The 21,012-nt window shown below is 59.2% G+C and carries 24 protein-coding genes; 4 read left to right on the top strand and 20 right to left on the bottom strand.

Translation table 11 applies throughout. The annotated features are described in order from the left end of the window. Positions 1 to 376: 376 nt before the first annotated feature. The 7 genes from PVT67_RS07110 to PVT67_RS07080 all read right to left on the bottom strand — a co-directional run bounded on the left by PVT67_RS07110 (position 377) and on the right by PVT67_RS07080 (position 8,955). Positions 377 to 3,982 (bottom strand): Dyp-type peroxidase, encoded by a 3,606-nt coding sequence (locus PVT67_RS07110; RefSeq protein ID WP_301499210.1) that lies wholly within the window; start codon positions 3,980 to 3,982, stop codon positions 377 to 379. Positions 3,983 to 4,233: 251 nt separating this feature from the next. After that, positions 4,234 to 5,181, bottom strand: a complete 948-nt coding sequence (locus PVT67_RS07105; RefSeq protein WP_301499209.1) for an aminoglycoside phosphotransferase family protein — start codon at positions 5,179 to 5,181, stop codon at positions 4,234 to 4,236. Between the two features lie 39 nt (positions 5,182 to 5,220). Beyond that, positions 5,221 to 6,321, bottom strand: a complete 1,101-nt coding sequence (locus PVT67_RS07100; protein ID WP_301499208.1) for a threonine aldolase family protein — start codon at positions 6,319 to 6,321, stop codon at positions 5,221 to 5,223. A gap of 134 nt (positions 6,322 to 6,455) precedes the next feature. Beyond that, the gene (locus PVT67_RS07095) at positions 6,456 to 6,803 is read right to left on the bottom strand and encodes a GFA family protein (protein WP_301499207.1); all 348 of its coding nucleotides are present in this window, start codon (positions 6,801 to 6,803) and stop codon (positions 6,456 to 6,458) included. Between the two features lie 81 nt (positions 6,804 to 6,884). After that, a complete protein-coding gene (locus PVT67_RS07090; protein WP_301499206.1) occupies positions 6,885 to 7,568 on the bottom strand; it encodes a hypothetical protein in 684 nt (227 codons plus the stop codon). A 61-nt stretch (positions 7,569 to 7,629) separates the two neighbouring features. Beyond that, a complete protein-coding gene (locus PVT67_RS07085) occupies positions 7,630 to 8,001 on the bottom strand; it encodes a hypothetical protein (RefSeq protein ID WP_301499205.1) in 372 nt (123 codons plus the stop codon). Between the two features lie 78 nt (positions 8,002 to 8,079). Then, entirely contained in the window at positions 8,080 to 8,955 is an 876-nt protein-coding gene (locus PVT67_RS07080) for a prohibitin family protein (protein WP_301499204.1), read from the bottom strand. A 398-nt stretch (positions 8,956 to 9,353) separates the two neighbouring features. Between PVT67_RS07080 and PVT67_RS07075 the strand changes: the two genes are divergently transcribed. Then, the gene (locus PVT67_RS07075; protein ID WP_301499203.1) at positions 9,354 to 10,097 is read left to right on the top strand and encodes a class I SAM-dependent DNA methyltransferase; all 744 of its coding nucleotides are present in this window, start codon (positions 9,354 to 9,356) and stop codon (positions 10,095 to 10,097) included. 202 nt (positions 10,098 to 10,299) lie between these two features. Here the strand turns inward: PVT67_RS07075 and PVT67_RS07070 are convergent, their stop codons facing one another. The 9 genes from PVT67_RS07070 to PVT67_RS07030 form a co-directional block, all read right to left on the bottom strand. Continuing rightward, a complete protein-coding gene (locus PVT67_RS07070; RefSeq protein ID WP_301499202.1) occupies positions 10,300 to 10,614 on the bottom strand; it encodes a hypothetical protein in 315 nt (104 codons plus the stop codon). A 130-nt stretch (positions 10,615 to 10,744) separates the two neighbouring features. Further along, a complete protein-coding gene (locus PVT67_RS07065) occupies positions 10,745 to 11,176 on the bottom strand; it encodes a DUF6326 family protein (RefSeq protein WP_301499201.1) in 432 nt (143 codons plus the stop codon). 133 nt (positions 11,177 to 11,309) lie between these two features. Then, entirely contained in the window at positions 11,310 to 11,807 is a 498-nt protein-coding gene (locus PVT67_RS07060; protein WP_301499200.1) for a tetratricopeptide repeat protein, read from the bottom strand. 95 nt (positions 11,808 to 11,902) lie between these two features. Then, on the bottom strand, positions 11,903 to 12,505 hold the full coding sequence (locus PVT67_RS07055) for an LURP-one-related family protein (RefSeq protein WP_301499199.1): 603 nt from the start codon (positions 12,503 to 12,505) through the stop codon (positions 11,903 to 11,905). A gap of 156 nt (positions 12,506 to 12,661) precedes the next feature. Further along, entirely contained in the window at positions 12,662 to 13,240 is a 579-nt protein-coding gene (locus PVT67_RS07050; RefSeq protein WP_301499198.1) for a GNAT family N-acetyltransferase, read from the bottom strand. Between the two features lie 83 nt (positions 13,241 to 13,323). Beyond that, positions 13,324 to 13,686, bottom strand: coding sequence for a gamma-glutamylcyclotransferase family protein (locus PVT67_RS07045; RefSeq protein WP_301499197.1), 363 nt, complete (start codon positions 13,684 to 13,686; stop codon positions 13,324 to 13,326). Between the two features lie 103 nt (positions 13,687 to 13,789). After that, a complete protein-coding gene (locus PVT67_RS07040) occupies positions 13,790 to 14,395 on the bottom strand; it encodes a DUF998 domain-containing protein (RefSeq protein WP_301499196.1) in 606 nt (201 codons plus the stop codon). A gap of 100 nt (positions 14,396 to 14,495) precedes the next feature. Further along, entirely contained in the window at positions 14,496 to 15,410 is a 915-nt protein-coding gene (locus tag PVT67_RS07035; protein ID WP_301499195.1) for a hypothetical protein, read from the bottom strand. Between the two features lie 1,326 nt (positions 15,411 to 16,736). Next, positions 16,737 to 17,546, bottom strand: coding sequence for an alpha/beta fold hydrolase (locus PVT67_RS07030; protein ID WP_301499194.1), 810 nt, complete (start codon positions 17,544 to 17,546; stop codon positions 16,737 to 16,739). A 209-nt stretch (positions 17,547 to 17,755) separates the two neighbouring features. Here PVT67_RS07030 and PVT67_RS07025 point away from each other — a divergent pair, with 209 nt between their 5' ends. Genes PVT67_RS07025 through PVT67_RS07015 form a run of 3 tightly spaced genes read left to right on the top strand, consistent with a single transcriptional unit; the run spans position 17,756 to position 18,965 of the window. Continuing rightward, positions 17,756 to 18,076, top strand: a complete 321-nt coding sequence (locus PVT67_RS07025) for an ArsR/SmtB family transcription factor (RefSeq protein ID WP_301499193.1) — start codon at positions 17,756 to 17,758, stop codon at positions 18,074 to 18,076. Continuing rightward, positions 18,073 to 18,555 (top strand): SRPBCC family protein, encoded by a 483-nt coding sequence (locus tag PVT67_RS07020; protein ID WP_301499192.1) that lies wholly within the window; start codon positions 18,073 to 18,075, stop codon positions 18,553 to 18,555. Before PVT67_RS07025 ends, PVT67_RS07020 begins: the two co-directional genes overlap by 4 nt. Further along, positions 18,552 to 18,965, top strand: a complete 414-nt coding sequence (locus PVT67_RS07015) for a GFA family protein (protein ID WP_301499191.1) — start codon at positions 18,552 to 18,554, stop codon at positions 18,963 to 18,965. Before PVT67_RS07020 ends, PVT67_RS07015 begins: the two co-directional genes overlap by 4 nt. 55 nt (positions 18,966 to 19,020) lie before the next feature. Here the strand turns inward: PVT67_RS07015 and PVT67_RS07010 are convergent, their stop codons facing one another. The 4 genes from PVT67_RS07010 to PVT67_RS06995 all read right to left on the bottom strand — a co-directional run bounded on the left by PVT67_RS07010 (position 19,021) and on the right by PVT67_RS06995 (position 20,901). Continuing rightward, on the bottom strand, positions 19,021 to 19,416 hold the full coding sequence (locus PVT67_RS07010; protein ID WP_301499190.1) for a GFA family protein: 396 nt from the start codon (positions 19,414 to 19,416) through the stop codon (positions 19,021 to 19,023). Between the two features lie 77 nt (positions 19,417 to 19,493). Then, positions 19,494 to 19,640 carry a GDCCVxC domain-containing (seleno)protein gene (locus tag PVT67_RS07005; protein WP_473092212.1) on the bottom strand — a complete coding sequence of 49 codons (147 nt, stop codon included), beginning with the start codon at positions 19,638 to 19,640 and terminating at the stop codon, positions 19,494 to 19,496. 148 nt (positions 19,641 to 19,788) lie between these two features. After that, on the bottom strand, positions 19,789 to 20,172 hold the full coding sequence (locus PVT67_RS07000) for a VOC family protein (protein WP_301499188.1): 384 nt from the start codon (positions 20,170 to 20,172) through the stop codon (positions 19,789 to 19,791). Between the two features lie 57 nt (positions 20,173 to 20,229). Beyond that, complete coding sequence (locus PVT67_RS06995; protein ID WP_301499187.1) at positions 20,230 to 20,901, bottom strand: class I SAM-dependent methyltransferase; 672 nt, start codon at positions 20,899 to 20,901, stop codon at positions 20,230 to 20,232. Between the last annotated feature and the right edge of the window lie 111 nt (positions 20,902 to 21,012).

Raw genomic sequence — 21,012 nt, 5'->3', positions numbered from 1 at the left:
GCTGGCAGCCACCGGCTTCCAGGCCGCCCGCCAGCCTGCAACGGCCACAGCCCATAGTGCATCTGGTCCAGCCCAGCCGCAATCCACTCTCCAATTTAGCAAAAGCCAGGGTACCTATCCTCAGACGGATAGCTCAAGGGGCGTCGTCGTCCAGGTCTTCCTTGCGCTTAGGTGGAGCACCGGCGGGGGTATTGGGAAGATGGACAAGAGGGGAAAGATGGCCTGAAACAGTTAGGCCAGCAGCGGCGCCGCTGCCCTCGGCAACCATCGACAGCATGGACTTCCCTTTCTCGTGGCTGTGCTGAGGAGGTGGGCGCGGGGGCCGCTTTCAAGACAAAAAAGGCGCCCGCAGGCGCCTTTGAACTGCCTGGGCGGCTCAGCCCCTCGGCACCGCGTAGTAGGGCCGGCGCAATATGTAGTCCTGGTGGAAGTCGAACATGGCCACATAGAACTCGCTCCAGCCTCCCATCCGTACCCGCACCAGGTCGTACTTCTCGGGGTACTGCTGGGCCGCCTGGAAGGTGGCGGGATCGGCGCAGGTGATGGTGATCATGTTGGAGCCCAGCTTGCCGTGGGCAAAGTCCCGTACCAGCTCGGTCAACTTGTCCAGGGGGAAGTCCTCCGGGATGTTGAGGTCGATGGGGGCGCAGTTGGCCATGCCGTGGTTGATGGGCTCGACGTTCCAGGCCTTGAGGCTGGTGAAGGGGTCGCTCTGCTGGCTGTTGAAGGGCAGGTCGTCCGGCCAGGGGGCGGCGGCGAAGTCGTCCGCCGTGGGCTGGCCCGCCAGGCGGCCGTCCGCCGAGGCGCCCATGCCCATGCCGAGGCCGACGTTGTCCTCGAAGGTGCCCACCCCAGGGGTGATGGTGAAGGCGAAGGGCCGCTCCGGGCTGCCGTAGCGCTGCTGTATGGCCTCGTAGGCGGCCTTGATGCCCGGCAGGGGCTTGTCGAAGCACTCATGGATGATACCCACGCAGCGCGCCACCACCGATTTGGCCAGCTCGCCAAGCTCGGCGTCGTCACCGACCCCGAACTTGGGCAGGGCCAGGGCCACCTGGCGCAGCTCCTTGAAGAAGATGGCGTCCTGATCGCGGCGCAGTGGCCCTTCCAGGCTGGTGTAGAAAGGCGGCTGCATGTTCTGGCCCCAGTTGCATTGCAGCGCCAGCAGCAGCTGCGGCAGCGAGCAGCGGGCCGTGGCCGGGTCGAACACCAGTTTCTTGATGGCGTAGAGGGCGTTGATGGCGTTGGTGATGCCGCACATCATGGGCGCCACTATGTGGTAGCGGGCGCCACCGTCGGTGAGATCCCGTCCCGTCTCCAGGCTGTCGTCCAAGAAGGCAGAGAACAGCGGGCTGGGGCAGTAGTTCCAGAGCGCCCCGTAGCCGTTCATCAGGGTGTTGAAGAACTGGTTTATGCCCCACTTCCAGTGGCTGTAGAAGATGTCCATCAGCTTGTCGAAGCTGTGGATCTCCTGGGCCGGCGGCGAGTTCCAGGAGCTTTTCAGGCCGCGCAGGTTCACGGGCCCCGCCCCCTGTATGGTGGCGCCCTGGTTGATAGCCATGCCGACATAGGGCAGCAGCGGCACATAGCTGAAGGCCCATTCCGTCTTGCCGGCGATGACCGGCTCGTAGCAGCCGTCGCAGGTGTAATCCCGGGCGTCTTCGAGGCGCAGCGGGCCGCAGGCCATCAGCGCCGGCACCAGCTTGTCGTCGTTGAGCATGATGGGGTGGGCGCCGCCGCTGAGGATGGCCTTGGCCGCCTCTTCGAAGAGGGGCTCCGGCATGTTCTTGTGGACCCGCAGCGACAGGCAGGGGGCGTTGAGGGGCAGGCGCCTGGCCGAGCGCAGGCACATCAGGGTGAGGTCGTTGGAGCCGTCCTTGGGCACGGGAGCGTCGTCCGCCACCACACCGCCCACCGTCAGCTGCTGCACCCACTGGTTGATGGCCGCCCCTTGCGGGAAGTTGCCGCCGGAGTAGAAGACAGCGCCGGTGCCGTAGTTGAGGTAGTCGTTGAGGTGGTTGTAGTTGTAGAGCACCGTCTCGTCCATCTTCAGCCAGAAGGCGTCCAGCATCTCCTGGATGGCCTCCTGGCTGACCCCGGCGGCCCTGTCCTGCTCGTAAAGCGGCAGCATGAACTGGTCGAGGCGGCCGATGGACATGGGTTCGCCGGTCTGGTGCAGGGCGCAGTTGAGCAGGAACACCAGGTTCAGGCCCTCAAGAAAGGTCTCGGGGGCCTGGTGGGCTATCTTGTCCATGCGCTGGGCGATGTCCTGAAGGTTGGCCCGCTCGCTGTCCGACAGCTCCGTGCCCTCCTCCAGCATGCGCCGGGCGAGGTTCCCGTAGGCCTCGATGAAGGCCGACAGGCCCTCCAGGGTCCAGGTCACCGCCTGGTAGAAGTCGCGGCGCTCGGCCGGCGCCGTGCTGGCCCGCTCGCTGAACAGGGCGCGGACCCCGTCCAGGCCAAGCTCCAGCAGGCGGCTGTGGTTGGGCACATTGTGGCCCGTGGCCGAATACTCGTTGAGCATGCTGAAGAAGCCGGTGATCTTCTCGTCCTCGCTGAGGTACTCCAGCACCTGGCTGCCGATGCCGAGGGAGAGCTGGGGCATGTTGCCGACGATGATCTCCAAGGGATCTATGGCCAGCAGGTTGGCCTTCTTGCTGTACTCGGGGCTGACCAGGATCTTGGACAGGCTGAGCTGGGTGGCCTTGCCCTTGCGCAGCACCACAGAGGCGTCCAGCAGGGCCTTGTCGTCGGGGCCCAGGTGGTCGCGCAGGTGGCCAAGGGGCGGGGTCTGGCGCGGCTTGTACCAGGTGTCGTGCCAGCGGGAGAACTGCTTGTCCACCAGCGCCAGTATGCGGTCGCTCAGGGGGCAGTCCTGGGTCAGCTTGGAATGGCGCACCTTGTGCTGGTAGTCCTTGGCGTTGTAGAACATGTAGCCGTTTTCGCTGCGCACGTCGAAGTAGGCGTTCATGGTGATTTCTTCGTTGCCGGGGCCGGCCTGGATGCCGCATTCTTCGAGGCTGGGCACGTACCAGTAAGAGCCCTGGTGGCTGTGGGTGACGCTGAACAGCCGGTCCTGGATGAAACCCTTCTGGTGGCCGGCGATGCCGTCCAGCAGCTGGTCGAAGACATGGCTGGCCTTGGCGTAGCCGGCGAAGAAGACCCCCTCTTCACGGGATCGGTTGTCGGCCTTGTGGCCGAAGGGCAGCGCCTGGCGCAGCAACCGGAAGTTGACCCTGTCTCCATTCAATTGGCGCACCCGCTTGATGTGGCTGGCGCTGTCGTCCATGGGGATCAGCCTGTCCTTGTCGTCCCGCCCTATCATGTTCTGCTTGTCCAGCTCGCTCATGGCGCCGAGCTTCTCCCAGTCGTGGAGGAAGCGCTGGGAGATCAGGAAGGCGCCGCCCCTGTGGCTGGGATCTTCCCCGCCGATGACGGTGCGCTGGGACAGATCCTCGGCGTCCGGCGGGTTGATGATGCCGTCGGTGAAACGGCCCCCCAGCACCTTGCCGCCGTGTCGCTTGTCCGCCGCCACTATAAGCGGCGCCTTCAGGCAGTAAGGCGCCATGGCGTCTTCCACCAGGGCCCGCAGCGCCTCGGCGTCGCTTTTGTCGTCGGACTTGATGTGGAACCAGAGATCGCCGCCGCTGTTGCCGACGATCTGGCCCAGTTCGTCGAGCTTGGCCTTGGAGCCCATGCCCTGGGGCAGCGAATACCCCAGCACCTCGCTCCAGCCGGCCCAGAGCTCGAAGCCCACCCCCAGGATCACGGCGCTGCGGTAGCCCTTGTCGGCGCAGTAGGCGTCCAGGCGCCTGGCCAGCTCCTGCCAGCGCTGGTGCATGTCCAGGGAATGGTCGTTGACGTAGAAACTGCAGTAGACGGCGTGGTCCGGGAAATAGGCCAGGGCCTTCTGGCTGAAATCAAGGTTGAGGATCTTGCTGCGGGGCGCGTCCAGCCCGGCGGGGGTGTCGATTGGCTTGTCCATGGTGGTTCCTTGTTGTTATTGCCTTTCCTAAGCCCAAACCGGGCAAGGCGCCTTTCCATGGCCTCATCTTGGACGAAGAGGCGGCGCACCTGCGCCGCACGTGAAAGAGGAACCTGCCCCAGCCTGGGGTGCTTTTCATAGAGCCTAGCCAGCCGCCGCCGTTTTGCATTAAAAAGATTGTTTTTCACCCACTTGTAAGCATTGGGGCAATAAAAAAGGCGCCACTGGGGCGCCTTGGTTTGCGAGGCCGCTCAGCTCCTGGCCTTGTCATTAAGCCGGATAAAGGCGTTCTCGAAGGCCGTCTTCAGGGGCGCACGGCCCTGCTCGGGAAGCTGGATCATCATGGACCCATAAGACTGGGCCTGGTGGGCATAACAGAGGATCTCCGCCCTGTCCCAAGTCTGGCGCAGCGCTCCTTTGTCCATGAACGCCGTCCAGCCGCCGAGGTATGCGTCGATGATGCGCTCTTTTCCCGCGCCTTCCGGCATGCGGTAGACATAGGTGCCGTCGATGAAGGGGTGGCTGATGCAGGCGTCGCTCCAGTCGAAGAAGACAAAGCCGTCCTGGGTCCGGGCTATGTTCTCGATATGCAGATCCCCGTGCATCAGGGCGTCCGGCAGGGGATGGCGCCCCAAGTCGGCAATGGCCTCGGCCACTTTGGCTATCGTCTCGGTGGCGTAGGCCAGCGCCTTTGAAGGCAGCAGGCCGGCGAGGCGCTCGTCACAGAAGAGCTCCGCCAGCCGCTCGGGCAGCGCCGTAACGGGCCTGGCCAGGCAGCCGCTGGCCTTCAGCCGCTCAAGGTGCGGGATGGAGCTGCTCTGCAGGCGCCCATAGGCGGCAAAGGCCTCGGCCCAGACCGACAGGTCGCAGTCCTGCGCCAACGGCTGGCCAAAGCTGCCAGACAGCATCCATTGCCTGTCCGCCTGGATGGCCAGCGTCGCCGGCGTCGCGCCGGGGAAGCAGTCGCTGAGGGTGCGGCACAGGCTGGCCTCGTTGGAGAACAAAGGCAGCTTTGCCGTGGCCTTGAAGTAGTAGTCCCCCTGGGCCGTGGGCTGCCTCAGGATCTGCCCCAGGGCCCAGCCGGACACCGCCTCAAGGGGCATTCCTGCCGGGATCTGCCGCTTTTCCAGCTCGGCCTTGACCCAGGCGTCGGCACTGGCCGGCCAGTCGCCCTGCTCCCAAGATTGCGTGACTGTCATTGTCCTGGTCATTCCCTTGTTGGCGCCGGGTCACGCCCTTCAGTCCGCCAGCACCTCGGCGGCGAAGGCGTCTATGGCCGCCTGCCATTGGTCCCGGCTCTGCTGGTCGAAGGCGCTGCCGATGGTCAGCTCGCAGCAAAGGTGCGCTTCCCCTACCTGGTAGGGCGGCGTGATGAGGGCCAGGCCGCTCTGGCGCATCCAGCGGGCCGCCTTTTCCAAGAAGCGCTGCGGCTGGCACTGGATGCGCAGCCGGAACATGTTGGTCTGGGGCTGCAAGGGCCAGGTGCTGAACCCGGCCAGGGCGTTGATCTGCTGGGCCAGCCACTGGGCGTTGTCCCGGCGCTTGGGAAGCTGCGGCAGGTGTTCGCGCAGGCCCTCCCGGGCGGCAATCACATAGGGGGCCAGGCTGTAGAGGTTACCGCCGGCCCGGCGCAGCCAGATGCGGGCCTTGGCGATGAAGTCCTGGTCGCCTGCCAGCACGGCGCCGCTGATGCCGCCGAGATCCTTGTAGAAGCTCACATAGACCGAGTCGAACAACGCCGCTATTTCCGCCAGGGACTTGCCGTAGGCGGCCGGGCATTGCCAGAGCCGGGCGCCGTCCAGGTGCAGGCGTATTCCCTGCCCCCGCACCCATTGGCTCTGTGCCACCAGTTCGTCCCAGGGTGGCAGCTGGCCGCCTATCTCGCGCATGGGCAGTTCCAGCAGCACGGCAGCCAGGGGGTTTAGGGCGGCCGCCTGCAGCTGGGCCAGGGTCGGCACCTGGTGGGCGTCGCCGAGGGTAACGCCCTTGAGGCCGTAGAGGATTTCGAAACCCTTCTGCTCGTGCAGCTCCAGGTGGCTGGTGGCGTGCAGTGCCACATAGGGACTGCGCTGCTCTTCGGCCCAGATCTTCAGGGCCATGGGCTGGGCCAGGGTGCCGCTGGGTAAAAAGAGCGCCGCTTCCTTGCCCAGCAGCCGGGCCACCTCGGCTTCGAAGTCCGTGATCAGGGCGCCGCTGCCGTAAACGTCGGCTTCCTCGGCCTCACCGGTGGCATCCGCCAGCCGCTGCAGGCTGGCCTTGAGGGAGATTTTCTGGTTGCGCACCGTGCTATGGCGGCACTGGTTGAAGGCGGCGCGAAAAGCGCCCAGGTGATCGGTCATGGTTTTTCTTCTGGGAGCGGGACCAAGGTCCGCCAGTATAGGTAAAGGCAGGCGGCCCAGGCCAGGCCGCCCAACGGCAGGGGCCCGCCGCCTGCCCTATCCCTGTGGCCGCGGCCGGCCAAGTTCCGCAAATATCAGAGAGAACGGCCGTCGAAATGCTTGACCGGCAGGGCCGCCAGGTCCAGGTCCTCGATGCAGTTGAGGTTGATGGCGGCCATGGCGTTGCCTTTGGGATCCTGGCCTTCGCCATAGGGGTGGATGCCGCAGACGGGGCAGAAGCGGTGCCGGATGACGTGCTTGTTGAAGCTATAGGTGCTGGCCGCGTCTTCCGGGGTCAGCAGCTTGAGGGCGCTGCGGGGTACGAACCACATCAAGGCCCCCTTGCGCCTGCAGATGGAGCAGTTGCAGGCCAGGGCCCCATCTACCTGGCCGTCCACTTCGAAGGCGATGCGGCCGCAGTGGCAGCTTCCCTGGTATGTCATGCTAGCGTCTCCTTAAGGTGAAAGTTGCCCCGGCAGGGGCAGCTTGAAGTGTAGTGGAAGCGCCGAACCTGGGGCCTTGCCTCAGGCGGCCGCTTCCCGCCTGCCTCTGGCCGCCGGGCTCAGCCGCACCCAGCGGAACAGCCACATGATGGCCAGTTTGGTGGCCGCGCTGACACTGGCCAGCAGCAGCAGGGGCCAGCCCGTTTCCAGCCCCATCACCAGGGCGAAGAAGATGGTGGTGACATCCATGGCCAGGATGAACTGGCTCATCTTCAGGGAAACGGCGCCGGTCCGGCCGGCCTTGAGAATGAGGCCTATCTGGTGCAGGTAGCCCTGGGCCAGCAACACTGTGATGGTGACGATGAGGCCTTGCGAGAGCAGCTTGCCTTCGTCCACATAGCGGTGCCCCGCCACCAGGCCGACCAAGCCCAGGATCATCAGCAAGGCTCCTGTTGCCAGTGCCAGCCTGGCGGTGCGGCTGCCCCTGTCGCGGTAGATCTCAAAGAGGATGGCCAGCACCAGCAGGGACCCCAGCAGCCTTGGCCAGACGATGAAGTGATTGAAGGGCTGGATGGAAAAGCCGTAGACGAAGAAGGACCAGTAGGCCAGGAAGCTGACGGTGAACTGGTTGAGGGAGAGGATCTCGGTGGGCCTGCCCTCCCCCGCGTCTTTGCGGCCCAGCACCTTGGCGAGCTGGGTCCAGACCCCATAGAAGCTGACGAAGATAAAGGCGGTATTGAGGCTGCCGGCGATGCTGTAGAGCATGGATTTTCCTTCTTGTGGTTGTGATGCGTGCATGGCCTTTGGCCCACCTCGGGCAAGCCCTTTACTTGCAGTGGGCCACCATGCGCTGCAAATCAATCTGGGGCCCCTTGACGCAGGATTCGACCTGCACAGTGACTGTCCCCAAGAACCAGAGCCCTGTGCCCAGCACCGCCGCCGCCCAGAGCCGGGCCAGACGGTACCCCTGGGGGCGCCAGAGCAGGTAGAGCACCGATAGGGCGGCAAGGCCGGCGCCGACAGGCATGGCGAGGCTCAAGGCCGACCAGGCCACTTGCCCCGGCCGCAGCCAGGCCAGCCCCAGCACCAGGGCCGCGGGCACCAGGGGCAACAGGGGCAACAGGGGCAACAGGGGCAACAGGGGCAACAGCAGCATGGAGGCCAGCAAGGCCCCCAGCCAGCGGATATTGATGTCCATGATTGCCCTCCTGAGATTGCCTCCCTCTGGCCCGGAAAGCTGGGCGAAAAAAACGCCGGCTATGCCGGCGTCCTTACCTTATTTATGGGTATCGAAGAACGGCAGCGTGCTGTTGGGCAGCATGGTCTGGGGCAGCTTGCCGTCCCATTTCTCGGCCTTGGTCAGCTCCACCAGATCCTTGTTCTGGGCCAGGGCGGCGGCGCGGCTCTTGATGGCGGCGGCCTCGGCTTCACCCTTGATGCGGATGGCTTCGGCCTCGGCCTTGGCCCGGGCCAGCTGGGAATCGGCTTCCGCCTGGGCCTTGGTCACCGCTATCTGGGCGCTGACCCGCTCCTTCTCCAGGTTCTGCTTCTGGGTCTGCACCTCCACCTCGGCGCGCATCCTGTCTTCCACCGATTTCTCATAAGCGTTGGAGAAGTCGATGTTTTCTATCTGCACCGAGCTTATCTCGATGGGCCCCTGCACCGCCTTCTTGATGGCGTCGGTCACGTCCATCACGAACTTGACCCGTTCCTGCACGGCGGAGATGGCGGTGTACTGGCCGAAGATGTTCTCCACCTGGGTGGGCACGGCGCGGTCCACCAGGCGGTTGACCATGGAGTCGATGTTCATGAAGTTGGCATAGACCTGGGCCACCTTGTCTTCCGGCACACGGAAGGTCACCGACGCCCTGATGGTGGCCGGCTGCTGGTCGCGGCTGTAGGCCTGGAGCTTGGAGTAGCTGACGGTGTGGGTCTGGGTGGAGATCTTCACTATCTTGTCGATGAGCGGCATCTTGAACCCCAGCCCCGGCTCGGCGGTGCCGATGATGCGGCCGTTACGCAGATGCACCCCCCGCTCCCCCTGGTCCACCGTGAACCAGCTGCCGTAGGCCACCACGACGATAGCCAGCAGGACAAGGAAAGGGACTATTTTGGCGATGCCCACCGCAGGGGCCCGGAGTTGTGTTGCCATCGCAGGGTTCCTTTTTATGCGTTTGAATTTCCAATTCGAATACAAAGGGATAACTCGAAGTTAAAGTATCCCACAAGGTCGCCCTGCTGCGGTGAAAAAGGTATTTCCAAGTGTTTCGACCAGCAAAGGCAGCGCCCTTTGGATTGCTGAGTCCCCACCAGGCCTGATCAGCCCAGTCCAGGAACAACCAACGGTACTGCCATCGACAATGGCTGGGCCCAGTACCGCAGCCAGGTCAAATAAAAGCGAATAAAAACAAGCTATAACCCGTGACGATTTTCAGTTGTCACCGGCATTGTTGCTGCCCGTCACAGCTGGTCGCTATCTCTGCTTCGCAATTACCATTCGCTGATATATGATGCGCCACCGCAAAATTGCTGCTCAAAAACCAGGCTCAGATGTCCGCCAACGCCTTGTACACCGACCTGTCCGGTTATTACGACTTAATGTGTGCCGATATCGACTACCAGGCGCAGAGCCATTGCATTCGCAGGCTGCACCAGATCTTCGGGAACAGCGGCAATAGCCACCTCGATCTCGCCTGTGGCACTGGCCCCCATGTCCGTCATTTCGTGGATTTCGGTTACGTCAGCAGCGGGCTCGACATCAACCAGCCGATGCTGGACATCGCGGTCATGCGCTGCCCACAAGCGCAGTTTTCATTGCAGGACATGTGCAGTTTCGAGGTGGCCGAGCCGCTGGACCTTATCACCTGCTTCTTGTACTCCATCCACTACAGCGCTGGGCTGGCAAGGCTGAAAGACTGCATCGCCAGCGTCCACCGGGCACTCAAGCCAGGCGGCGTCTTCTGTTTTAACGTGGTGGACAAGAACAAGATCAACAACGCTTCTTTTGTACGGCACTCGGCAGAACAGGAAGGCAGCCTGCTCACCTTCCAGTCCGGCTGGTATTACAGCGGCGCCGGTGAAAGGCAGTCGCTGAAGGTCAGTATCGAAAAGACCACGGCCGAAGAAACCCAATCCTGGCGCGACGAGCACCCCATGGTGGCCTTCGGCTTCGACGAACTGCTGGCCATATTGGCGCCCTACTTCGAAGTGCATGTCTTCGAGCATGACTACGAGAAGATCATTCCCTGGGACAACCACTCCGGCAACGCCATTTTTACCTGCGTGAAGCTGTAACTGGGGCTCTAGCCTACCCCTTCAGCGCGGCAGCCCAAGCAGGGGTAATGACCTTTTCTAGCGTGTTGTAAGGGCCAAGTGGATCTAGCTTTCCGCCCGCCCCAAACTTGCCGCCTTCCCAGCCCACACCTTCAGGCACACAAACTCAGGTGGGCCTGCTCTCCCATTGAAAACCTGCTGGACCAATCCGCGAATAGCCTGCTCACACGCCGCTGACCATATAGAGCGCTGTATCTATGGCCTTCGTCGTCAATCCCGGGTTGTCCAAGGGCACGTTATGGTCGGAGGTGTCGGTGACAAAGTGAACGGCCCTGGGATTCCGGTCGATCAGCGAGTCATGCAAAGCCCGCCAAGCCATCTTCCCCTCGGCGCTGTGCCCTATCCACCAATTGCTCTCGTTCAGTTTTGAAGAAGTGAGGATCACCGTCGGTATTCTTTGCGTAACCTCCTTGTCTGCTATCGCCTTATCTCGATAAAGGCGCTGCAGATAGGCCCATTCAGGCTGCCCTTCCATCATCTTATAATGTTCGTCGTGGCATCGACCTCCACCAGGGTGGCTGCACCTTGCCCTTTTGGCGACATGAAAAGCAAGAGTTCATCCTCCCGCGCTTGACGGACCTGCTGAACATCGCTGCGTTGCGCCACTGTCAAATGCCGGATGCTGCGCCTGTTGCTTGTCTCGGCCAACGCCACGCATACCAGACCACGAGCGAAGTGAGCACGACTTCGACCACTGCAAACAGGACATAGAAAGCCCAGCCGCTACTGACGGCAATTAACAGCATCAGTACCGTGAAGAGCAACCCCACTACTATGTTGAGCCAACGGCTGACGACGGGTTTAAGGGCGAGGCTAAGGAAGATCATGATGCTTGGAATTATCATCAAGACAGAAGTGCCCAGCAGCACTGTCTGCGTCACCGCACCAAGGGGCTCCATATGCCCTTGCAACATCGTTTGCAGCTTCCCGGGTATGTAGAGCTCGAAATAGTCGCCGTAGACATAGCAAAACATCGTACTAGCCCATAGGGCCGCAAGTTTTATCTTTACAGGGACTTTTATATCTTCTAATGCGGGCATGTTCTTTGCTCCTCTCGTGCGGCCTAACATCCACGTACGGCTGTGATTGAGGCGACTTGTGCTTTTCAACGGCACTTGCATCACCATGCAAATTGTTGCCAACTGGAAAATGTCAATACAGACCAAACGCCTATTAGCGCTTGTCGACTAAACGTCCTGCATATCGGAACAGGGACTGATTGTAGCGGGGCAAATAAACGGACAGCGCTTGCAAACTATGAAGCAGGGCCTCATCTTTGCGCCCCTGATCATGGAGGACTAGAGCCAGGAAACCTCGCACTGCCCCATCCAGCTCATCAGGATCGCTTCTTAGCTCTGCTTCGAGTATTGAAAGGCTCTCCTCAAGCTTGCCCAGATTCCGCAATGAACTAGCCAGTTGGATAGAGGTCCTCCTTTTTCGTAGTCCGGATATACCCTTCGCTATGGCTTCCCTGTACTGCGGGATTGCCAACTCAGGATAACCGCTGGAATCAAAGGCACAGCCGCGTTCGAAAGGAACCAAGGGGTGCCCTTCCGGCAGTTGTGCTACCAACTCTTCTATATGGGCCAGGAAGGCCTCAGTAGAATAGCTCGAGAATCGCTCCCAAAGCGCAATTTCCTTTTTCTCCCACTCTTCCGTTGGAGATTGCATCAATCATATCCTTGTCATCTCATGCCCCCAAACGAAGGCGAGTAAGAAAGACGTTGCGTAGACGGCTACCGCCCGCAACCTTTCAGCCGGTTGTGTTAGTCGTTACCTTTGTTCTCGAAGTGGACAAAGTCAATCAAGAATACGGCTCCGAGAAAGAGTGCTTTTAACCTGGCATCCCACTCTCTGGGGAAAGTCACGTCGAAGTTGTCGGCGTCTGTAAAACCCTCCTTAAGCAGGCCGCTCCATTTTTTTGTGATCTTCCCATACTCAGCGTCGCCCTTCTTGATGACAAAGGTCCAAGGCTTAAGTATGGGCCCAAACAGCTGGAACAGCTCTCGCCCCGAGCTATCCAAGACCGAGTATTTACGCCGAAAAAAAGAAAAACGTTTCTTCAGCGCCCCAAGAGACTGACCTTGAGAGTCAAGGATATTGGCCTCATGGAAGTAGAACCTGAACGGCCTTGCCACGCGCAACACTTCCTGATTATTTTCTGCTAAGACAACGATCGTAAAAGGGCGCAGGGCTTTTAGAAATACCCTGAGCAGCGCGGAGCCGCCCTCCTCTGCCGCATAATAGATGTTATTGCCAGCTTCATCCAGCACAGTGTATTTATTTTTCGTCTCGAAACCAGAAAGAATTTCCACCCATTCTTTCTGCTGCCTTACGATGAGACCATCCAGTGAATTCAGCCTTTCCATTGTGAGACTCGCCTTATTATTAATGACAAGGACCCCAAAACATGGCACCTTCAGACACTCCCTGATCCTAACGGTATAACACCAGAAAAATAATTCAGAGAAGCATTTTCATACGCCACCCACGACTTAGGGCATTGGGCTACCTTAAGTCGTCTTTCAGTTTAATTTACTTAACAGGTTGTTTTTTACCGCTGGCCATTCGGCAGCCACTATCGAATAGACAGCCGTATCTCTCAGAGATCCATCAGGCATTATCTGATGATGACGCAGGATGCCATCTAGCTTCGCACCCAGGCGTTCTATGGCGGAGCGGGACCTTTGGTTAAAAAAGTGCGTCCTGAACTCAACGGCGATGGCATCATGTGATTCAAAAAGGTTGCTCAACAACAATAGCTTACACTCTGTATTGACAGGCGTTCTTTGCGCTGAGGCTGAATACCATGTGTAGCCAATCATTGCCCTTCTATTATGTTCATCGACATTATAATAACGGGTGGTGCCAACAATTTCGCCAGTCAACTTTGAACGGACTGCATATGCGATATTCCTCGCCTTGCCGGCTTCAATGGCATATTCAACATAGGCACCCATATTTTCTGGGCTGGGTACAGTCGCAAACCACAGCTTCCATGGCTCGCCATCTTGAACAGCCGACTTCAATCGAGGCACATGCTCAATCCGCAAGGGTTCAAGTATTACGAACTTTCCTTCCAACTTGCCTTCATTAATCCACATAGGTTTTAAACTTCATTTCTCAGATAACAACTAGCCCTGGGGCGGCATGGACAGCAATAGAATGCAGTTCTATCAGCATCTTGCTAGGCATCGCTGTTCTTGGCTGGCTCGGTTGCAGCGCATACATACACCCACGCATTCTTTCCTGATTCAAATTCACCAAGAATGCGCACATATTCTTCGACTTCATATTCATCCGCTTGCGCCAACTCCGAGGGGGTTAGTTCAAATACAGTGCCTTCTACGATGTCAGTGCCATTACCCGTGAACTTGAGAATTGGATGAGTATCTGTTCCACTGGTTTTAATTACCTCTGGATCTTTAATTTTTATGTCCGAAAGAACGTAACCCATTAAGGTATCTTTTTCACCACTGAGTTTTCTACCAAAGGTTTTTTCCTGAACCTGTTCCATCTGCAAGGTGCCGTATGAAAATAGTCTTTCCATTTACTGCCTCGATATGTGTGAATATATGCCTGACGACGGAGTCAAGCAGCCTGTGTGCCGCACCGGCCTATGCGACAGGCATGAGTGTGAACGGAAGGATTGGTTAGCGCACGCCCAGGGTGGCTGGAATGCCCCCGGCAGCGTTTTCTCTGGCAACTTGAACGGCTGCCAGACCAAACCAGCCCATTGTTGGCAATGCCCAGAGGCGCTGGATAAGGCCGTTGTACTCAGATGGAATGAAGCCGGCGTAGATCAACCAGAACATAAGGGCATGGACAAATGCCATCACGCATGAGAGCAACTCGAACTGTGGTGAGCGCGCATGGCGACTAAATTCCAGCGCGACTGCGAGCGGTAGCACAATCATGAAGATGGAGATGTTGTACAGCAAGTGAAGAGGCGTCTCCAGGGTCCATATTCCAGCGCTGATCATGCCAAGGCCAAAGAGAACGGATGAGAGCATGGAAAAAGACATACCGCGTCGCATGGACAGTTGCATGCCAACGCCGAAGACGCACATAGAAATTCCGATCAGAATGTCCGCAGCGCGATGCGTATAGGCATAGGCTGGCGCTTCCAGTGCAACAGCACTGATGCTATTTCGCAATGCATCGAATCCCGGAATAAACCACCCAAGACTAATGTTGAGAAGCGATAGCATCCAAATGAGATGGGCTTGCTTGACTGACATAACCACAATTCGATCCATGAATGTCTTCCTTGTGATGTGAGAAATGAATAACGCCACTTGAGCGCGCTAACACCAAGCTAAGTGGCGCGCTTTAGCGCGTCCTTGCTTGAGTGCCGTGTTAGGCGACTACCTGCTTATAAGCGAATGGCTCTGATATAGCATTTGCTACATATGTATAGAATGAGTCTTCTGAGTCGTCGACACTTACAGGACCAACTACAACATATTCAATAATTTTACCAGATTTTTTCTTTAGGTTATGACCGTATTGCATAATTTGCCCAAGAGCCTCACGTATACAACGTTCAGCAGAAAAAGAGGACTTTACTTCAAATAAAATAAACCTGTCTTCCAACTCGACCAATACGTCTATGAAGTTTGACTCTATTTTTACGAATTCCGGGCCGTACTTTTCAGCCAATTCGATAGTTAGTAAGTTCTGAATTTTATTATGCGCACGAGACGAAATATAACCAGCCGTAGCTTCAACCACTACATCTTCAGTTGTTTTCAAAGAAAAGCTACTATCTTCATGATCTTGCCTGGTCGCTTCATTTGAATAGTAACCAAAGATAGGCTTTATCCTATTTAAATCGTCAACCTTATGAATCGTTTGACCATACCCAAAAGGAAGTTCATATTCTAAACCAGCCTCAATGAAATCAACCTCTATTGTATGACCCAGTTCATCACAGCGTTTATAAACAGGAGCGTCTATACCTTTTACAATCGCGTACGCACCAATAACAAGACGAGCTTGCTTCCCTGATGGTGCACTATGTATTTTTACGGCAATTAAATCTCCAGGCATCAAATTTAAAAAATATTTAAGCGTGGAGTAAGATTCCTTTGATTCCGATTTTGTTTTTAGGTGACTTATTATGACTTCATGCTTTTTACCCACGAAGTCACACATATCCTCACCCCAGTTAAACCCAGTCGATATGACACCTTTTTCCAGCATCAAAGGAAAAACATCATCAAATCCATCGTTCTGATTTCCATATTTACTGCCGATAATGTAATAGTTCATTTGCATGCCATTGATTTAAAGTAATTCGCATAACAAGACGTATAAAGCCGGCTCGTTTTCACTCATTAGACCACCTTGCCGAATGAGTGCAACTCGCTCTTTTACAAGACTAATGCATCAGTCCCGTTCAAGCGGCTGCGCGAAAACGCACCGGCTCCTTTTGCTGCTCGGACCGGCTTCTTATCTTGAAGTCGGACCACCTTATAAATCATTTACTCTCAGTAACTTAGCTATCTATGGCCGAGATAAACGAGCCAGGTGTCCGTGATAAAGGAGCCAAATTGCCACGGCTTACCTGGATATACTGTATGCCCATCCAAAAATCTGAGGGGCGCTGTCCAATGGACAACCGTGTCAAACCGTCTTGATTTAGCCAAAAGGGCGGATGATATGCCTGCGGCATGGCTTATTGCTTGCCGGGTCCCGCCCCGGCGGGCGGGATACTTTGTTTTCGCACAAAGTATCCAAAGGCACCGCCCCTGGCGTTACGCGATGTCCTTACCTCTGGTCGCTCCGAGGCCACCGGCTCATACGCGCTCCCGGCACGTATTCGCCTGCCTCGACGTCCTGTCTCGGCAGGCCTTTCACTCCCGGCGGTAAGGCGCTCCACTTAAAAGGGGCTCCGGGGTCTCACCTGCAAGCCTGGTTAGCCGTACTGGGCTCTTGTTTCTTCCTAGCGTTGTGCAGAAGCACAAACGAAACTGCGGGACCTCAGGCCATAAGCTTAAGCCAATGGTGATGGCGCTTTCGCCCCGTTAAGTGCAGCGCTGAGGCGCCGAGAGCGTGAGCTGGCGCGAGGCAGGACGCCGAGCGAGCGGAATACGTGGTTGGACCCGCGTATGCAGCGGTCAGCGGCAAGCGACCAGAGGCGAAGGACAAGCGAAGCGTGGGGCCGGGTTTTGGGTACTTTTGCCGCAAAAGTACCGCGCCAGCGGGGCGCCCCCCGCAAATGAAAAGCCCGTGCCCGCAGGGCACATCAAAACCCACGCTACCGCCCTTGAGATGACGGGCCTCCACTCCCTGACAGTCCTTGTTGTCTGACTCCCTAGACAAGTTCCTCAACAGATCCCGACTTCTGACCCGTCCCTGGTGGGCCTACCGGCCCGCACATCCTGTGTGCGGGCGTTCGCCTGCGTCAAAGCAGTGCTTTGACTTCGAGGCTCACCCATCCATCGCAGGCAAAATGTAAAACGCAGGTTAACTCCCTCCCCTCCCCCGGTAAACCCTTAGCCAAATCAAACAGCTATAAAAAAGGCGCCGGATGGCGCCTTTCCGTCCGGCCTCCTGCCGCTATCGGCAGAGCGAACCGCTTGGCGTACCAGGCGCTCAAGGCAAGGCCCAGCTCTCCCGAAGAAAATCGGCGATGGCGGCGTTGACCACCTGGGGATGGGTGACGGGGGCCATATGCCCCAGCTCGGGAAAGCGCAGCACCCGGACATTGGGCAGGACGGGGATCAGGACCTCGGCGACGGCCTGGGCCGACTTGGGTGAACGGCCCCCTTGAAGGTAAAGGATGGGCATCTGCAGCGAGGCAAAGGCCGCCAGCCCGGCCGGTTCACCAAAGAGGGCACTTTGCCAATGGCGGATATTGGCGATGGCTTTGGCCATGGCCGCTTTACGCTCGTCCGGCGTCGCGGCCCAGCAGCCCTCGCCAGACCAGAAGTCGATGAAATACCGGGCCGCCTCGTCGGGGTCGCCGCGGTCAAGGGCTGCCGTTGCGGACGCGACGGCACTGCGAATGCCGTCGGCCCTGTTCGGGGGCGGGGACTGGGCGTCCACCAGGGAAAAAAGCGTCGGTTCAAAGAGCACCATCGCCTTGATGCGCTTGGGATACCTGAGCCCCGCGACGAGGGCGACGGCGCCGCCATAGGAGTGGCCCACCAGGGCAAGGGGCCCTGGCTCGGTGCCCAGCAGCGGGCTGATAAAGGCCACCTCATCGCTCAGGGACAGCTGGTGCTGCCCAGGCCAGCCGGCACTCTTGCCGGCGCCATAGAGATCGGGGGCCAGGACCCGGTGATCAGCGGCCAATTCCTCTGCCAGGGCGCGCCACTGGCCAGAGCTGCTGGCGTTGCAGTGCAGGCAAATGACGGCCGGACCGGCACCCACCGAGCGCACATGAAGATTGGGACTTGGCACCTCTGTTTCCTCCTCGGCCGCTTCGGGCCAAAACACAAAGCCATCTTTAGAGGATAGTGTCTGCCCCTGCCCCGCCTGGCGGCCGGTGCTGGCAAGAACCCTGTCTCCTCAGCCCTCAAGCGAGCAGCCAGAAGCGTCATTACGTCAGAAGGCCATTTGACATGCAGGCATTTACCTGCATAATTTCTTCACGTAGAGGAAAGGAACAGATGGACGCAGACAAGGTTTTCAAAGCGCTGGGCGACCCGACACGCAGGAAGGTCCTAGACCTGCTGTTCGAACAGAACGGCCAGACCCTGGGCGAGCTCTGCGAGCACCTGGACATGGCAAGGCAATCGGCCACCCAGCATATCGGCCTCCTCGAGGAGGCCAATCTGGTAAGCACGGCCAGGCATGGCCGGGAGAAGCGGCACTACCTCAACCCGGTGCCGCTGCACGAGATCTACGAACGATGGGTACGGAAATTTGAACGCCAGCGGCTCTCGCTGCTGCACGACCTGAAGAGTGAACTCGAAGGAGAGGGACAATGAACAAGGAAAAGACCAGCTTCATTTACGTGACCTACATCCGCTCGACCCCGGAGAAGGTGTTCGAGGCCATCACCAAGCCGGAGATAGCGCGGCGCTACTGGGGCCATGAGAATATCTCCGACTGGCGGCCAGGCTCGCCCTGGAAGCACGTGCGCACCAACGAGCAGCGCACCGTCAATCTGGTCGGCGAGGTGGTCGAAGTGCTGCCGCCGACACGCCTGGTCATCACCTGGGCAGATCCGGCCAAGGCCGCCGATCCGGACAGCTACAGCCGCGTGAGCTTCGACATCGAGGCCTACGAGGAAATGGTGCGCCTGACCGTGACCCACGACGAACTCGAGGCGGGTAGCGGCATGGCCATGGGCATCCAAAGGGGTTGGCCGATCGTGCTTTCCAGCCTCAAATCCCTGCTGGAAACGGGGCAAGGCATCGACGTCTTCGCCAAGCCGAAATCCGAGGCCAGCGGGGTCTGCGCATGAACCCGCCCTACAGCGGTGGCTGCGCCTGCGGCGCTGTCCGTTACGAGACCCGGCAGGCCCCCCTCTTCCAGAACCACTGCCAGTGCCGCCAATGCCAGCGGCGCAGCGGCACCGGGCACGGCTCCTACCTGACCTTCCCGGCCCGGGCCGAGATGAGGATCACCGGCCAGGCGTCGCACTGGGAGGAGGTCGCCGACAGCGGCAATGTGAAGGTCCATGCCTTCTGCCCCGTCTGCGGGACCCCTGTCTACCTGACTTTCGCCGCCATGCCGGACCTCATCGCCGTCCACGCCGCCAGCCTGGACGACCCTGGCCGCTTCGCGCCCCAGGCGCTCACCTACCGCTCTCGCGGGCTGGCGTGGGACAGCATAGACCCAGGCCTGCCGGCCTTCGAGCGGATGCCCGGCTAAGGCGGTAACAAAAGGCCCTGCCGCGACGGCAGGGCCTTTTCATTTTTAAGGGAGCCTAGGGAATGTGCTCCGCCTCAGGCGGCGGCTGCACCCAGTGATGCATTCGCTCCTCATAGACGGAGACGGTCGGCGCCGGGAAATCGGGGTCGGCAAAGGCGCCGACCGGGATCGTCAGGAAGGCCTCCAGCCCCTCTGCCTCGTAATAGAGGGTAGCGCCGCAGCGGGGGCAGAAGTGGAAGCTGGCGCTCGAGCCTTCGTCGCCGACGCGGACATAGCGGGTGGAATCGCCACTAAGGGTCACGTCTTGGCGGCGAAACCTGGCCTGCTCGCCAAAGACGCTGCCGGTGCGGCGCTGGCAGGCAAGGCAATGGCAGATGGAAACCCGTACCGGCTCACCGACGACTTTGGCGCTGAGCTGGCCACAGCTGCATGAGGCTAGGCGGCTTGGCATAACGTCTTCTCCTGTGTCACAAGGTCACCACCAACAAAAGCGCCAGGGCAGAGGCTCAAGGCGGTTTGCTGGCGGGTTCATTCACAACAGCCCTGCCCTTGTTGCCTTGGTGGGCATTGAACTGAGCCGAAAGAGCAAAAGACGCAGCAGTCTCCCGGTTTGGGCCTCAACAGCTTGTGGCACCCTTCACACTGGTAAAAGAAGAGGCACGAGTCGGTCGGCATCCGTTCCTTCTTGCGAAAGCCACATTCAGGGCAGGTGATTTCAGATCCCAGTATCAACTCAGTCATCGCACTCTCCCGTCGTTCATCGTTGCGCCTGGCCCCTCAAGCCCAGGAAGGGCTGCGCGGTAAGGCCGCTGCCGCCCCCCCCTCAGCTGACCCCTTCGTAGCACCTGGCTTCCAGGTTATGGCCATCGGGATCATAAAAATAGAAGGCTTGGGCCAGGCCACGGGCACCGTAATGGTTGGTACCAATCAGGCCATTCCTGTCGAATACGTCCGAGCCAAAGGGTATCTTGCCGCTCAGCAGGCGCTGGTGGAGCCTGATGAAGGCATCTCTATCAAGAGAAAAGGCCAGATGAACCAAGTCCTTGGGCGCCTCCTCAAGCAGATCCAGGGTCAAATGCTCGCTGACCCTGATGAGCTCAAAAGGCGCCGCTACGCCTTCATGGGAGAAGCCCACAACCTGGGTGTAAAACTCCACCGATTTCGATGCGTCCTTTACCCGCAAAATGAGGTGATCGAGATGCGTCATGACATTCCTTGTAAGTTGGATGGCAGGCGCAGACAGCGCGCCGGCTGCTTGGCCTGGTCAGGATAAAGGTTTTTCGATGACGAAGACCAGGAAAGGCCAGAGGGGAAAGCCGATATGTCTTTGCAGCAGGACCTTGCCGCCGGCCTCCTTGAGGGCGGGCAGCACATCGACGGCGCGGCACCCCATCGACAACCAGGGGAAATGCCAGGCGATATCTTCTACCCGGTCGGCCAGGTAGCGCACCACCCCATTCTTGGGTTCAGTCGAGTGAGCAACGGCGATTTTGCCCCCCGGCTTCGTCACCCTGTACAGCTCCAGCGCCCCTTTTACCGGGTCGTACAAGGGGCAGAGGCTGTAGCTCGACAGCACGACGTCGAAGCTGTTGTCGGCGAACGGCAGCTGGACCATGTCCCCGCTCTGCAATGCCACCCTTTCCTGCAGATGCTCCCGCGCCACCTTCTCCCGGGCGACGGCGAGCATGTCCTCGCTGAGGTCGAAGAGCGTCACCTGGCCCTTTGGCCCCACTTTCCTGGCGGCCAGGATGCCGGTGATGCCGGTGCCGGCACCACAATCCAACACCTTGTCGCCTTCTCTCACGGCGTTATCGATGAGGAGCGCTCTGCCCTTTTGGTCGGTCTTGAAGGTGAGCAGCCCATGCTGGACCTCATACCGTTTCGCTATGCCGCCATAGAGGCGCTTCAGTTCTTCCGTGCCGAGTGCCTTGCGCATCGTCAGACTCCATATCCAAACTCGCCAGAACAAGCCTAGCCTGGGCATTGAATAAGATGGGCATCATAGCCCTGCCAGGCCTCGGCTCTAGGGCAGATCATTTCAGGGCTC

The organism is Gallaecimonas kandeliae, from assembly GCF_030450055.1.
Taxonomy (GTDB): Bacteria; Pseudomonadota; Gammaproteobacteria; order Enterobacterales; family Gallaecimonadaceae; genus Gallaecimonas; species Gallaecimonas kandeliae.
The sequence above is the reverse complement of the archived record's forward strand: the minus strand, read 5'-3'. Positions and strand labels throughout refer to the sequence as shown.

Excerpts from the sequence above, each read along its gene's own strand:
- PVT67_RS07110 (WP_301499210.1), bottom strand. The coding sequence starts at position 3,982 with ATGGACAAGCCAATCGACACCCCCGCCGGGCTGGACGCGCCCCGCAGC.
- PVT67_RS07105 (WP_301499209.1), bottom strand. The coding sequence starts at position 5,181 with ATGACAGTCACGCAATCTTGGGAGCAGGGCGACTGGCCGGCCAGTGCC.
- PVT67_RS07100 (WP_301499208.1), bottom strand. The coding sequence starts at position 6,321 with ATGACCGATCACCTGGGCGCTTTTCGCGCCGCCTTCAACCAGTGCCGC.
- PVT67_RS07095 (WP_301499207.1), bottom strand. The coding sequence starts at position 6,803 with ATGACATACCAGGGAAGCTGCCACTGCGGCCGCATCGCCTTCGAAGTG.
- PVT67_RS07090 (WP_301499206.1), bottom strand. The coding sequence starts at position 7,568 with ATGCTCTACAGCATCGCCGGCAGCCTCAATACCGCCTTTATCTTCGTC.
- PVT67_RS07085 (WP_301499205.1), bottom strand. The coding sequence starts at position 8,001 with ATGGACATCAATATCCGCTGGCTGGGGGCCTTGCTGGCCTCCATGCTG.
- PVT67_RS07080 (WP_301499204.1), bottom strand. The coding sequence starts at position 8,955 with ATGGCAACACAACTCCGGGCCCCTGCGGTGGGCATCGCCAAAATAGTC.
- PVT67_RS07075 (WP_301499203.1), top strand. The coding sequence starts at position 9,354 with ATGTCCGCCAACGCCTTGTACACCGACCTGTCCGGTTATTACGACTTA.
- PVT67_RS07070 (WP_301499202.1), bottom strand. The coding sequence starts at position 10,614 with ATGATGGAAGGGCAGCCTGAATGGGCCTATCTGCAGCGCCTTTATCGA.
- PVT67_RS07065 (WP_301499201.1), bottom strand. The coding sequence starts at position 11,176 with ATGCCCGCATTAGAAGATATAAAAGTCCCTGTAAAGATAAAACTTGCG.
- PVT67_RS07060 (WP_301499200.1), bottom strand. The coding sequence starts at position 11,807 with ATGCAATCTCCAACGGAAGAGTGGGAGAAAAAGGAAATTGCGCTTTGG.
- PVT67_RS07055 (WP_301499199.1), bottom strand. The coding sequence starts at position 12,505 with ATGGAAAGGCTGAATTCACTGGATGGTCTCATCGTAAGGCAGCAGAAA.
- PVT67_RS07050 (WP_301499198.1), bottom strand. The coding sequence starts at position 13,240 with ATGTGGATTAATGAAGGCAAGTTGGAAGGAAAGTTCGTAATACTTGAA.
- PVT67_RS07045 (WP_301499197.1), bottom strand. The coding sequence starts at position 13,686 with ATGGAAAGACTATTTTCATACGGCACCTTGCAGATGGAACAGGTTCAG.
- PVT67_RS07040 (WP_301499196.1), bottom strand. The coding sequence starts at position 14,395 with ATGGATCGAATTGTGGTTATGTCAGTCAAGCAAGCCCATCTCATTTGG.
- PVT67_RS07035 (WP_301499195.1), bottom strand. The coding sequence starts at position 15,410 with ATGAACTATTACATTATCGGCAGTAAATATGGAAATCAGAACGATGGA.
- PVT67_RS07025 (WP_301499193.1), top strand. The coding sequence starts at position 17,756 with ATGGACGCAGACAAGGTTTTCAAAGCGCTGGGCGACCCGACACGCAGG.
- PVT67_RS07020 (WP_301499192.1), top strand. The coding sequence starts at position 18,073 with ATGAACAAGGAAAAGACCAGCTTCATTTACGTGACCTACATCCGCTCG.
- PVT67_RS07015 (WP_301499191.1), top strand. The coding sequence starts at position 18,552 with ATGAACCCGCCCTACAGCGGTGGCTGCGCCTGCGGCGCTGTCCGTTAC.
- PVT67_RS07010 (WP_301499190.1), bottom strand. The coding sequence starts at position 19,416 with ATGCCAAGCCGCCTAGCCTCATGCAGCTGTGGCCAGCTCAGCGCCAAA.
- PVT67_RS07005 (WP_473092212.1), bottom strand. The coding sequence starts at position 19,640 with ATGCCGACCGACTCGTGCCTCTTCTTTTACCAGTGTGAAGGGTGCCAC.
- PVT67_RS07000 (WP_301499188.1), bottom strand. The coding sequence starts at position 20,172 with ATGACGCATCTCGATCACCTCATTTTGCGGGTAAAGGACGCATCGAAA.
- PVT67_RS06995 (WP_301499187.1), bottom strand. The coding sequence starts at position 20,901 with ATGCGCAAGGCACTCGGCACGGAAGAACTGAAGCGCCTCTATGGCGGC.